The sequence below is a fragment of the Parabacteroides sp. AF21-43 genome, from assembly GCF_003635435.1.
Taxonomy (GTDB): domain Bacteria; phylum Bacteroidota; class Bacteroidia; order Bacteroidales; family Tannerellaceae; genus Parabacteroides; species Parabacteroides distasonis.
In genome coordinates, this window is record NZ_QTMG01000025.1 from 52,952 (window position 1) to 66,168 (window position 13,217).

Genomic DNA, 13,217 nt, shown 5'->3' on the forward strand with positions numbered 1-13,217 from the left:
TATAACAACAACAAACTAAGAAAGGAGGACCTGACGGATGAAACCATCAATCAACCTACGATATAAATCCCTGTTATTAACTTGCTTGCTGATCCTGTCCGCCGGTACGGTTGCGTCGGCGTGGGGGCAGACGTACACAATCAATTATAAGAATGGTTCACCCCAAACCGATATTACAGAACGTGTGGATACGGTGTATATAGCGGACGGGGAAGCGAGGGAGTTGTTTATTCCGGAGTTAAGAAGTGTTCATCTATCAGAGTATGATTGGTATGTCCGTTGGTATCGATTGGATGGTGAAACCTTGACAAAGGATAATATAAAAGGTAAAGATGTAAATCCTATGGATGATGGTTCTTTTGTGGAGGGAGGTTCCTTAGAACCGAACAAGTATCCTACTTGTTTACGGGATGCAGGAACTTCTCTTTTTTGGTATAAAGGTTTTGCCACAGGCAAAAATGTACCGGGAGCGTCTACGATTGAATATCAAGTACAGACGGTGAAAGACGATGTTGTTTTTTGTGATGTGAGCCAAAATACAGATTATAATGATAAAAACATAGCTTCCAAGGAATTTACAGAACCAACCCTTTCCGTACGCTATAAGTTCGTTATTCGTCCGGCTAAGGAGATCGCTGAGCGAATAAAAGCTTCCGGAGCGAATGATATGATTCCTTTTATTAAAGAGGATATATACGTTCCTGAAAACAGCAAGACGATCAATATACAATTGGGCCAAATTGCCAATAACTATGCGTGGTACGATGATGATAATAGAACTATTGTGCAGGGAGATTATTACCAATATCGCAAAGATGGAGGGACATGGACAAATATTGAATCGGGAGATAAACTTCATTGGAAGCAGATGATAAGTTCGATAGAGGTAAACACGGATTTTGTGAAGTATGATGTGCGGGCGATAAGTGCAAGTGGCAAGAAGAGTCCTGTGCTAGCTCAATACAAGCTTATCCCCGGTGATTATGGTTTTATGTTGCAGTCGGGGCAAGAAATATCCGATGATACAAGACGTAACCCGGATAATCATCCGGATCTTTATGAGAGAATCGGGCATATAAATTTCGACCGGGGTGATACTATATCCGTAGATGAGTTAAACTCGGAGAACAATATAGCACCGATTGGTTTTCCAGAAAGCGGGAAATGGTTGGATTTGGGAATTACAGAGTATGCCCCGTATGATTATAAGAATCACATCATAGAAAATAATCTTAAACCCCTGCAAAATCAATATGGATTATTTCGTACTGCGAATATAGAGGGAATATCAACGAATAATGAATCAATTGCTAACAGAAAATATCGTTGGATTATGCTCCTTGGTAGCTCTCCTAGTAAAGAAGGAATCTACGATCGGACTTATTATAATACGGGAAAAAAATCATTAGGCTATTTCTTTTATGTAGATGCAGCGAATTTGCCGGGACGCTTGGTGAAAATGGAATTGGATGGTACGATATGCCAGCATACTGGTATTCTGGTTAATTTTTGGGTGAATGATATGACTCTTTCCTCCGCTAGAAGTACTCTTCCTCCTAATATTAATATGAATTTTATCGGAGTGAAGAAGGGGGAGGATGGTAAAGAGGTTGAAGTCATTTTACACCGTTTTTCTTCGGGAAATGCGCTCCAAGATTCAATTGTAAATGGGGGATCTTGGACAAATCGTAACATCGGCAAATGGCAACAATTAATGTACACCTTCTCTGTGCCCGAATCGCTTGTTGGTTATGAAAAATATTATCTGGAAGTACAAAACAACACCCTTCACTCTAACGGTGCGGACTACGCCATCGATGGTCTGCGTATCTACCGCACCAAGCCCAAGATCGACGTGAAACGAGTAGACGTGTGTTCTTCTGCCAACCTGACCGTTTCTACGGAATATGAGCTTTTGCTTCAGAATATGGGCTGGAGCATTCAACCGGATGCGTTGGCTACCATTAAAGATAGAATGAAAGACGGTGTTACGGAAGACTCAAAGCATATATGGAAATACCGCTATGGTTTGATGGGGAGTGATCCGAAGAAAAGAAAAGAGAGTCTTAATGAAACGATTGGAAACGTTTATGTCGGAGCTACCGATAAAAAGGAAACCGGGGATATAGACAAGCCTGAAGACTGGATTACATTGAAGACGGATTTGAAGGACTATGCGAATGAGAACTATAACAATCGAAGCAAAGTGTATCGTATCATCGTTCCGACAGAGAAAGGGTTAAATCATGATGGATTTCAAGGTCTGACAAGTTATGAGACCGCAATGCATCGGCAGATTGTTGTCAACCTACGTATGATCAATGATTTCTTATACGATGCCAAGAGCAACGTTTGGAATGCGGATATAGACACACTCGTTACAAAAAAATATGGTGGACTATACGAGGATAAGGCAGCCTATATCAACTATTTGACAGAGGGTTTGAAAACACTTTGTCAAAAACAAAATTGGGACTATATCGTACCGGATCCGCAAAATATTAATATAGATGCGGTCATAAACGGCTATGAGATATATGAACAATTGATACGAGCCGTATGTTCGGTGATGGGTATCTCTCGTCCTCGTGTGCCTTGGTGGGATGCGGAAAATACAAATATCATCCAGTTGGGTGCCATTGATGTGAATAAGACGGAGCTGAAATATAAAGGTGAGAAACCATACGGAAGCGGGACGCAGGTAGAGCCTGCTTCCGGCAAGTATGATGTGGTGATATTTAGTGCGGCCGCAACAGTGACTAGTGATGAAGTGGTGAATTTCCCGAATGCCTATGCGGGATATGGCTTCGACGATCCTTGCCTTCTGACGGTTCCTTTCACCGTACTCCCATCCGTTACGATCGTGGCAAATACCAAGACCCAGTTCCCGGAGGGTGCGATCGCTTGCGAGGGACGGATCAGCGTGATTGAAAAGGCTACCGTGTTGGTGGAAGAAGTAGATGACGACAATAATTCACTTGGGGTAACAGATGAGTTTGAAAAAGTTTTCCCTGATGTTCCATATACATTCGATTGGTTCTTGGGAGATTCGTCGGCTTTTGCAACTCTTGACGGAAAGCTGGGGTTAACGGATATATTGCGCTCTTATAGAGATGAGCTTAAGGGTTCTGAAGCTTCTGCGGATGGTTTGATTCGGTACTGCGAAGAAAACTACAAGGAAGAGGTAACCCGACAATTGAAGGAATTGCTTTTGGGTGATGTAGACAACGAGCCACGATTAGTGATTGGTGGTGAGTATGGAAAAGCAGAGTTCCGCTGGACAGAAAAGGTGGTGGCGATTCCTTACTTGCCTGATGATCATGAGGATGAAAAGGGACGTATATGGCTCTTTTGTAATGAGCCTCACGAATTAACAATGGAAGCCGCTCCCGCTCCGACACTACTTGCCGGTTTCCCGGATGTGGAGTACCCGGAAGGAATGGAGCATTATCCCCATGTACCCCTGCGTATCGGCTTGCCGAATATCATGGAGGGAAGCATAACGGATATTCCCATTCAAGGAGAAGGCTTGACAATGGGTATGAAAGGATCTAACCAATTGGGTAAGCCCAACGGTGACGCTACGACTATATTCTTGCGGCAAGGGCAGATTTATACAGAGGTAGGTGATTTGACGGCTTTGTTTGCGAAAGCTAAAAGTGAAAAAGATTATGGCGGCGGATTATTCTCGATGACCTTTAATGAGGATGCTTATAAAGAATTCGCCGAAGGCCAAATCTATTCACTCTATATTCCATTCGGTGAATATAAGGACGGAATTTTCGTAAAAGGCTCTTGCGAGGGATATGCTACCTTGCTTGTCAAGATCGTACCGGAGTATCTGACTTGGCAGGGTACAAACACCGGCGAGGCATGGTATAATGACATGAACTGGCATCAATCCACGAAAGGGGAATTGTATATAGATCCGAACGGAACAGACGGTACGGATGCCAACGGTAAAGATCTTGTGACTGCCGCCTTCGCCCCGCTTCATTTCACCCGTATCACGATCCCGGGAGGGCAGACGCTGGAATTGGAAGACTTGAAAGAGGATAAGAATTTACTGCAAGGAATTGATACGACATCTAAAACAAAGGCTACCCAATATATCCAATATGATATGGCGGTAAATAAGAATGATAAAGGACTTATCGTAGCTCCGTACTATATAAATAAGGTAAAGGCTATCTATTTCAAACCCGAGGCGCAGTTACGCCGTCAGCAACTCCTGACGTACGACACCGCCCGCGTGGAATTCGAGATGACACCTAATGCGAAATATTGGATGGCATCGCCCCTGCAAAGCGTATTCGCCGGCGATATGTACACCGTGAAGAACACGGGCCGTCAGAACACCAATGCTTTCGCCGATATCACCTACAGCACGGCTGACAACGACCGCCAAGCTCCTGCCTTCTACCAGAAAGCTTGGGACAAGGCGATCACGATGTACGTGCCGAAGAGCGAAGCAGATCAAATAGCTTCTTTTCCGGAGAATGGTTTGGATACAACTCATTACGAGGTAGTCCAATCCAACTGGAGCCGTGAATACAACGATGTGAACGTCCCTTACGCATTAGGAAAGGGATTCTATGCCAGCGTAGAAAAGAAGAATGCGGATGCTTTGAATGGAAATGTCTTGGTACGCCTGCCGAAAGCGGATGACTCTTACGACTATGAACCGTGGAAACCGGAGACGAAAAACGCTACATTGAGAGCCGCCATGACCAAAGCCCCGACTTTAGCGGAACGGATCAATGCCGGCAAGCTGGCGGATAACGAGCCTATCGAGGTGGTATTGACAGATGCGAATGGAACGGAAGAATGGTGGAATACGGATAATGGAACCGTCCGTGCCATCGCCGATGGTGACGGTAAGCACTTCCTGCTGGGTAATCCGTATATGTATCTGTTGGATATCGCTCGTTTCTTGAAAGGGAATGAGGCTATCTTAGCGCAAAAATATTGGACATTGGATACGAAGATTGGAGAGGGGCTTGTTGTCGGTACGCTTGATGTGGCATGGGAAAATGGAGATACTGATACTACTTCCGGAGCCGTTATCGCCCCCATGCAGGCCTTCTTTGTAGAGCTGAAAGATGCGGCCAAAACGAAAGCGGAAGGTACGACAACCGGTGCCGATCTGAAGGTCGTTCGTTTCGATCCCTCCATGATGCAAGGAGAGCCGGAGAAGGTCTCTTCTTCCTTGCGTACCGCTATGGCCAAGAACCCGGTATTGAGGCTGACAGCGGAGCGGGATGCATATCGCAGCACGGCCTTGCTGACGCGGCAGGATGATGCTACGAACAGCTATGAGGCAGATAAGGATGCCGTAATCTTGCTGGATACGGAACTGGAGGAGATCCCGCAGGTGTACACTATCGCCGGGACTCGTGCCGTGGGCGTGAACGTAGTACGACGGATCGACCAAGTGCCCCTTGGCGTATATGCCGACGAGGGTAAGGGCGAGGTTACACTGACGATAGAGGGTATCGGCGATTGGGCGGAGACGCTTTACCTGTACGATGCCGTGACCCGTAAAAGTACGGAGCTGTCGGACAATACGTATACCTTGCGTTTGGACGGCAGCAGCCATGGACGTTATTTCCTAAGTGCGGGCTCGCCTACCGGTAATGAGGGGGTAGGCGATGCGGAATCTATCTCTGTCTATTCCGCCGTATCGGGTAGGGTAGTGGCCAGTGCTAGCGAGGCGTTGAAGCGGATACAGGTGTTTACGCCGATGGGTCGTTTGGTACGTACTTTATATCCCGCTCGTCCGACTTATACGTTCGATCTCCCGGCAGGCATCTACATCATCCGTGCGGAGATCGCCCACGACCAGAAGACGGTGAAGCTGCGGGTTCAATAAGCAGCTTCTACCACTCCATCTCTAATATGGATTACACGGTCTGTATTTGTAGCCAGTTGTTCGTCATGCGTCACGATGACGAACGTCTGGTTCATCTGGTCCCTCAATTCAAAAAAGAGTGCGTGCAACTCTTCCTTGTTCTTGGTATCGAGGCTTCCGGAAGGCTCGTCGGCTAGGATGACCGCCGGGTTGTTGATAAGCGCACGGGCTACCGCTACCCGTTGCTTCTCTCCGCCGGATAGCTCGGCGGGCTTGTGTGCCATGCGATCGGAGAGTTTCAGGAAGTCCAGCATCTCTTTCGCTCGCTTCTCGGCCACGGCCGATTTCTCCTTGGCGATCAGTGCCGGGATCATCACGTTCTCCAAGGCCGTGAACTCCGGCAATAATTGATGGAACTGGAAGACGAAGCCGATATTCCGGTTGCGGAAAGCCGCCAGTTCCTTATCGCCCAATCGTCTTGTCTCCGTGCCATTGATAACCAGCCGCCCGCTATCCGGTGCGTCGAGCGTGCCGATGATTTGCAACAAGGTTGTCTTACCCGCCCCGCTAGGGCCTACGATAGCGACAACCTCGCCCTTGTTTATCGTGAGGTCGATGCCTTTCAATACTTGTAAGGCACCGAAACTTTTCGTTATTCCTTCGGTTTGTATCATATCAAGTTTCTTAGGACGTGCGAGGCAAGGAAACAACCGAACGTGGCCGGCATATAAGAGACCGTTCCCGTGGTCGTACGTTTACATGTTTCGTTTTCAACTTCGATCACGGCGTCCGGATCGGCGAACTCGGTGGAAAATACGACGGGAATCCCTTTGCTTACGCCTAGAGGACGCAACCGTTTCCGCACCGCTTTCGCGAGGGCGCAATTGATTGTCTTGGAGATATCCGCAATCCGTACCAAGGACGGGTCTACCTTAGCGCCCGCCCCCATGGAGGACACGATGGGGATCTTATGGATATATGCTTGGTACATCAGGTATACCTTGGGACTTAGGGAATCGATGGCATCTACCACGAAATCGAGAGGGGCCGATAGGAGTACCTCCTCCGTCCGCTCGTCTCGCAGGAATTCATTCAGGACGGTTAGTTGCAACTGGGGATTGATATCGAGCAAACGCTTGGCTACGACCTCGGCTTTCGGCATCCCTAGGGTGGAATGAAGGGCGGGCAATTGGCGGTTGATATTACTCTCGTTTACCGTATCGGCGTCTATGATCGTCATCTTTCCTACTCCGGCCCGGCAAATCTGCTCGGCGGCATAAGCTCCCACACCTCCTAACCCAACTACCAATACATGGCTACGGGATAAGCGCTCCATACGCTCGGCTCCAAACAAAAGTTCCGTCCGTGTATTCCAATTGTAACTCATTTATATACTTTTGAGCACAAAAGTAATCAATTGTTCCGGTTCCTCCAATACTTGCTTTTTATCCGAAAGCTTTGTCTTATTACTGCACGGGCGTTGCAGCGTTACTGTATGGGCGTTGCAGTATTACTGCATCAGCCTTGCAGTACCACTGCAACCCGGGTTGCAGTGGGTGGATTGCGTCAGATGGGTTGAATATGAAAGACCGATCCTCCGTCGGAGGCCAGCGGAAGGGTGATTTTATCCCTGTAGGTGATCTCCTTAACCTCTTTTACGAGTTTGTTCGAGTCTATATTCGTATCTTCAGCATCTTTATAGATCGTTATCTTATATTTCTTGTCCTTATCCAAGAACTTGAGGTCTACATCGATACTGCGTGCTTGGCTGTTATTGATCGTACCGACAAACCAATCCTCTCCCTTTTTGCGGGCGATCGTTACGTATTCATTGACGGAAGCGTTCGGAACGACTGTTTGGTCCCAAGTCGTAGGCACGGCTTTCAGGAACTCGAATCCCGGTTGTCCCTCGTAAGCCTCCGGCGTATCGCAAATCATGCCGAGATAGCTCTCTAATACCACGTACATCGCTAACATATGGCAACGGGTACTCATTACGTAAGGGTTACGTTCTTGGTTCTTGAACTTATCCCTTGGCAAAGAGCGGAAACCACCTAAATGATAATCTGTCGCTCCCGCTAATAAACGGGTAAAAGGCATATGGATGTCATGATCCGCATCGGTATCCTTGTCCCATTTACAATGCTCATAATTAAGCGTACCCTCGCGGGTGAACTCATTGGGATAGGTACGGTTCAATCCAGACGGCTTGCAAGCTCCGTGGAATTGCACGAATAGATGATGCTTGGCCGCCTTCGCCAAGAACTCTTCTTGGATGCGGATCATCTCTTGATCGTCTCGATCCATGAAATCGATCATCATACCGGCGATTCCCCATTTCTCGAATTGGGCGAAAGCCTCGTCTATCTTCGCGTACAGAGGCTTCCAGTTGGTCCATAAATGGATACGTACGCCTTGGCTCTTGGCGTAATCGCAAATCTCCTGCATATTAAGGCTCGGAACGACTTTCAAGATGTCCGCTTTCGGGCCCGGAGAACCGAATCCGGCTCCATCCTCGTCATACCAAGCTTGCTCGGCGTTCCCGTAGATCGAGTGATAATCCAATCCGTTACGGGCTACGAAATCAATGTAATATTTATTCGTGGGGAAATTGTTTCCGCCAAGGAAAGTCGTATCCGGAACGACATTTCCGTTCCACCACGTAAAAGTAGTCTTACCCGGCTTAATCCAAGACGTATCCTCTATCTTACAAGGCTCATTGAGATTCGTAAGGATATTGGACGCTATCAAGGAACCGATTTGATCGCTGATCATCAAGACCCGCCAAGGAGATTGATGGGGTAGGGATGCCTCTACCTTGATACGTTCTTGTCCCAGTTTAGGTGATAGTTTCCCGAGAAGAGCCCCGTTTTCTTTCCATAGGTACATACCGGCGTAATCACGAACCGCCGCCTCGGTAATCGCCATATAAACATGGTTCGGGAAAGAGAACAGGGCGGGCATATCCATCAATCGTTTATTATCCATGTCGGTATAATCCGTGACCGTATATTTACCTTCGTGGGAACTTTGGTAGTTGGGGAGGAATAAAGTGGTTACGTTCGGGTTACTTTGTAGGTTGAAGGTGGTTCCCTCGTCATACATGATATACGAATCCCATCCTTTTTGCTTCGGAAACTCATAGCGGAAGGCGATACCGTCATCGAAAGCCCTTACGACCAGATTAATCTTGCGAAAAGGCTGAACGGTTTCCTCTAGCGGGATGATTACCTCTTTGGAAAGGCTATGTATATGTTTCGCCTTACCAACGATCAATTCGTAGGTCTCTTCCTTCGTACTGAACACGGGTTTGTTGATCTTTACATTTTCCCCGAACGCCCCATTATCGAAAGTCAACGTTAGCGGAGAGTCTTGGATCAGGGTTTGTTTATTAAACGCTACGCTGTATACCGGGCTATTCTTATCCAAAACCAAGGAGAACTTGATCTTTCCGTTTGGAGAAGACAATCGCACGCTTTTATTTGCGTATAAAGAGTGAGCGCAAAGTATAAAAAATGCCAGAACGAGGTAGATTGATTCTTTTTTCATGGATGATAATTTTATAGGCCAAAGATATACATATTTATTTTGTACGGTTTAACTGCTTCAACAATTCCTTAAGACTGACGGTCTCATTCTTGACCAATGGTTTTGCCCAATAGGAAATACTCAAGATATAGCCCAGCGTGATAAATAGGAAAAACATGGAATAGCGCAACCCGATCAGATCTCCAAGTCCACCAATGATGAACGGAATCAATGCCCCACCGAAAATACCCGTACACAAGATACCGGAAAAAGCCCCATGATGCTTATCCACGGAGTTAAGGGCTAAGGCGAATATCACCGAAAACATGATCGAGATCGAGAAGCCGCAACAAGCGAAAGCGATAATCGCTACTTGCGTAGGACCGAAGAGCGCTATCGCTAAATTAAGGATCGCTATCATCGAGAAGATACGTAACATCAGCTTTGAGTCGATTAACTTAACGATCACCAATCCCAACAAGCAGCCGATGGACATCAATCCCCAGAACCAAGCAACCGTAGTAGCCCCGGCTCCTTCCGGGCTGACCCCATGATACATATTCAAGAAAAGGCTCATCCAATTCGCCAATCCTTGCTCGGTTCCCACATAAGCGATAATCCCTAAGAAATAGAATATAACTTGTTTTTGCCTGAGCAATTCCTTATAATTCTGTACCGTTCCCGCCTTCTCATCTTCCTTTAATTCTACTTTCGGGAATTTGACATAAGAGATAACCACTAACATGATGACAAAAACAATCGTAAAGATAAAATAGAGCGAGCTCCAAGGTAAGCTCTCCGGCGTTATCCCTTTGAGGAAACGGATGAAGAAGTCGTTTGCCGAATCCTCACCGGTTAATTTTCGCATAAGTCTGGCCAAGACGAACGGGCTCATGAAAGAAGCGGCTCCGAATACGATCTGGGCCAATACCTGATTAAAGGCATATTTTTTCTCTCCGCCCGCCTCACGCATCAAAGGCAATATGATCACCTGTAGCATCGCCATGCCCAGACCGATAGCGAAAAGGGAAGTTAATACGATAGGGTAGGTCGGGAACATGACGAAAAGCCCCGCACCCAAAAACGCCAGACTGAAAGCGATCAATAAGGAAATCTTTCCCCCGAAACGCTCGATGATCATTCCTGCCGGGATCGACATGATGCCATATGCCAAGAAAAACGAGAACGGCAAGAATGCGGCCAATGTCAGGCTCAGCCCAAAACTATCGATAATCATCGGTAGCATAGGGCCTAATATATTGGTAACAAAAGAAATGACAAACCAAATACACAAGATGAGGAGTACGATCCAATTATTCTTATTCATGATAGATAGATTCAATGATTAAACACCAATGCCGCCGCCCCGAGGCATCCGGCCTTATTTCCTAATCGGGCAAGCTCGATAGTCGTGAAGTACGAGGTTTCCTTCATCACGTATTTCCCGACCTGCTCCCGTATATTGTCAATGTAGAAATCTCCGGATTCCGAAATGCCTCCGCCGATAATCACCTTTTGCGGAGCGAAAATGTTGATAAGGCTCGCTACGCCTAGGGACAGATTCCGGAAATGATCCTCCATAGCGAGTACGGCCTCTTTCTCCTGAGCTTTATAGCGCTCTACTATATATTTTCCATCGATACGGGAAGGTATCTCTCGTCCGTTCTTCTCCAATAATTGCCGGTATAAGGCGATCAACGCACTTACGGAAGCGTGTGCCTCTAGGCAACCGGACGCTCCGCAAGTACATTGATTCCCATTCAGACCATGAATAATTAAGTGCCCAAGTTCGGTGCCCCGGTTCCGGTAGCCGCCATAAAGCCGGCCGTTCAAGAACAAGGCGCCCCCTATGCCGGTACCCACCGTCAGGAAAACGATATCGGAGAGACCTTTAGCCGCCCCATATATCACCTCGCCCAACCCCATAAGGTTTGCGTCGTTGTCGATGAATACCGGTAGATTAAATTCCGCTAACGCAAGATCCAATTGTTGGTTATCTAGTTCAGGAAGATTATTGGCAAAGAGAACCACCCCATTATCTACTACGGAAGGTACACCTATGCCAATTCCGTAAATCCCCCAATCCCGGGAACGGGCGTAGTCTGTCATTTTCCGTACGATACTTTTTATGGTATCGGATAATGGGCGTGGATTCTCTTTTGATTGTGTGGTTTCCGACGATTCGTAAAGAATGTCGCCATTCTGGTTCACAAGAGTATATTTTATGCTTGTTCCTCCAATGTCTAATGCGATAGCGTATTTCATGATAATTGTAAAAGCTTAATTAGAACTATGCGCCGCTTCCCTGTCGATCAGGCAAATCACGTTCGGGTGCAGCCACAATAAGGAGGCCGGCAACTCCGTCGAGATCTTCTGTTCAAGGAAAGCTTGAGTAATCTCCCTTTTCTTTATCCCGTTGATAAGAAGGATAATCAGGCGTGACTGAAAGATATTCGCCATGCCTAATGTCAGTCCGTATCCCGGTTTCTCCGTATCCCCGGCGATCATGGGATGTTGCAAGGATTTCTGGGACAGATGAGCCACATGGCAATTCGTATGCAAGGAAGGAGCCGGCTCGTTCAAGGCGATATGGCCGTTCATCCCTATTCCTAATATACAAATGTCGATAGGGCCTTTTTGATCCAGTATCTGTTGGATCCGCTCACATTCTGCCTCAGGATTTTCCGGATCGCTTTGGAACGCTATATACCGGTCTTCCGGGATTTGAAGCGGACCTACGAAATAGTTCCGTAGATACGACTCGCACGTACCCGGGTGGTCCATCGGGATTCCTCCCCATTCATCAAGCTTTAGTACCGTGAATTGGGAGAATAATTCCGGTTGGCGACTGGCTTCCTCTACCAGCAACTCATACATCCGGGTAGGAGAGCCCCCAGTGGCGGCACAAAGCGTAAGTGCCTTGTGCTGCCCTAACTCTGAGGTAACAATCTCTTTTGCCTTAAGGCTTAATGCCTCATAAGATTGACAAATCTCTATTCTCATACGATTTTAGAGCTCTTTGATTCGGATATTGCGGAAGCAAACACCATAACCGTGGTCTTGCATACCGATGTAACCCGGTTGTTTTCCGCATTGTAGCATCAAGTCGTAAGCTTCCGGGCATTTCTCCGGACTCGTGCTGAACTTGCTGAACTTACTATGATCCACTAACGCACGCCATACCGGTGTACCGAACTGGAATTCCAGCACTTTCACGTCGTTCATGTAATGGATCACGCGTTGGTTATAGACAACGATTCTCGTCTTGTTCCAGTTTCCGTACGGTTTTACGGGTTGTGGATCCGGCATAATCATGTCATATACGGCACCGGCCTGACGGTTACCGTCGCAACCTTCCCATGCGTCCGGCATATTCTCGTTGTCGAGTAACTGATATTCTGGGCTGGAGTAATAAATAGGTGTACCCTCAATTTCTTGCGCTGTATAGAAGATACCGCTATTACCGGCCTTGTCGATCTTCCATTCGATCTCGAAAACGAAATTTTTGAACTTCTTGTCGTAGATCAAGTCGCCGAAGCCCGTGTCTGCCTTATTGTCGCTACCTTTATAGGTGATCGATCCGTCTTCAACCACCCAACCTTGGGGTACATCCTGACGGCAATAGCCGCGCCATCCGTTCAAGGTCTTGCCGTCGAACATGGTGATCCACTCGCCTCCCGTAGGGATACCGTCGCTATCGAGGGCTTGGGTTTGGGCGGTTTGCGTTCCGGCATCGTTGGTATTACCGCCGGAGGTACATGACAAGGCCGATGCGAATAAGGCTACGGCCATAATACTGCTATAAATCTTTTTCATCGCTATTATGAATGTTTGTTGT

Annotated in this window: 8 protein-coding genes; 1 reads left to right on the forward strand and 7 read right to left on the reverse strand. The window is 47.1% G+C overall.

Translation table 11 applies throughout. From position 1 onward, the window contains the following. Positions 1-37: 37 nt before the first annotated feature. On the forward strand, positions 38-5,872 hold the full coding sequence (locus DWX84_RS16075; RefSeq protein ID WP_048926884.1) for a hypothetical protein: 5,835 nt from the start codon (positions 38-40) through the stop codon (positions 5,870-5,872). Here the strand turns inward: DWX84_RS16075 and DWX84_RS16080 are convergent. The 7 genes from DWX84_RS16080 to DWX84_RS16110 all read right to left on the reverse strand — a co-directional run bounded on the left by DWX84_RS16080 (position 5,866) and on the right by DWX84_RS16110 (position 13,195). Beyond that, positions 5,866-6,525 (reverse strand): ABC transporter ATP-binding protein, encoded by a 660-nt coding sequence (locus tag DWX84_RS16080; RefSeq protein WP_005863932.1) that lies wholly within the window; start codon positions 6,523-6,525, stop codon positions 5,866-5,868. The genes DWX84_RS16075 and DWX84_RS16080 overlap by 7 nt on opposite strands. Next, complete coding sequence (locus DWX84_RS16085) at positions 6,522-7,238, reverse strand: ThiF family adenylyltransferase (protein ID WP_005863934.1); 717 nt, start codon at positions 7,236-7,238, stop codon at positions 6,522-6,524. The genes DWX84_RS16080 and DWX84_RS16085 overlap by 4 nt, the downstream gene beginning before the upstream one ends. A gap of 179 nt (positions 7,239-7,417) precedes the next feature. Then, the gene (locus DWX84_RS16090; RefSeq protein ID WP_048926883.1) at positions 7,418-9,400 is read right to left on the reverse strand and encodes a glycoside hydrolase family 97 protein; all 1,983 of its coding nucleotides are present in this window, start codon (positions 9,398-9,400) and stop codon (positions 7,418-7,420) included. A 34-nt stretch (positions 9,401-9,434) separates the two neighbouring features. Continuing rightward, positions 9,435-10,706 (reverse strand): MFS transporter, encoded by a 1,272-nt coding sequence (locus DWX84_RS16095; RefSeq protein ID WP_048926882.1) that lies wholly within the window; start codon positions 10,704-10,706, stop codon positions 9,435-9,437. An 11-nt stretch (positions 10,707-10,717) separates the two neighbouring features. Then, a complete protein-coding gene (locus DWX84_RS16100; protein ID WP_005863941.1) occupies positions 10,718-11,644 on the reverse strand; it encodes an ROK family protein in 927 nt (308 codons plus the stop codon). Positions 11,645-11,659: 15 nt separating this feature from the next. Then, a complete protein-coding gene (locus DWX84_RS16105) occupies positions 11,660-12,382 on the reverse strand; it encodes a galactosamine-6-phosphate isomerase (RefSeq protein ID WP_005860625.1) in 723 nt (240 codons plus the stop codon). Between the two features lie 6 nt (positions 12,383-12,388). Continuing rightward, on the reverse strand, positions 12,389-13,195 hold the full coding sequence (locus DWX84_RS16110; RefSeq protein ID WP_005863943.1) for a DUF1080 domain-containing protein: 807 nt from the start codon (positions 13,193-13,195) through the stop codon (positions 12,389-12,391). Positions 13,196-13,217: the final 22 nt, after the last annotated feature.

Bases quoted from the DNA above. Each gene is read 5' to 3' on its own strand.
- DWX84_RS16075 (WP_048926884.1), top strand. From the start codon at position 38: ATGAAACCATCAATCAACCTACGATATAAATCCCTGTTATTAACTTGC.
- DWX84_RS16080 (WP_005863932.1), bottom strand. From the start codon at position 6,525: ATGATACAAACCGAAGGAATAACGAAAAGTTTCGGTGCCTTACAAGTA.
- DWX84_RS16085 (WP_005863934.1), bottom strand. From the start codon at position 7,238: ATGAGTTACAATTGGAATACACGGACGGAACTTTTGTTTGGAGCCGAG.
- DWX84_RS16090 (WP_048926883.1), bottom strand. From the start codon at position 9,400: ATGAAAAAAGAATCAATCTACCTCGTTCTGGCATTTTTTATACTTTGC.
- DWX84_RS16095 (WP_048926882.1), bottom strand. From the start codon at position 10,706: ATGAATAAGAATAATTGGATCGTACTCCTCATCTTGTGTATTTGGTTT.
- DWX84_RS16100 (WP_005863941.1), bottom strand. From the start codon at position 11,644: ATGAAATACGCTATCGCATTAGACATTGGAGGAACAAGCATAAAATAT.
- DWX84_RS16105 (WP_005860625.1), bottom strand. From the start codon at position 12,382: ATGAGAATAGAGATTTGTCAATCTTATGAGGCATTAAGCCTTAAGGCA.
- DWX84_RS16110 (WP_005863943.1), bottom strand. From the start codon at position 13,195: ATGAAAAAGATTTATAGCAGTATTATGGCCGTAGCCTTATTCGCATCG.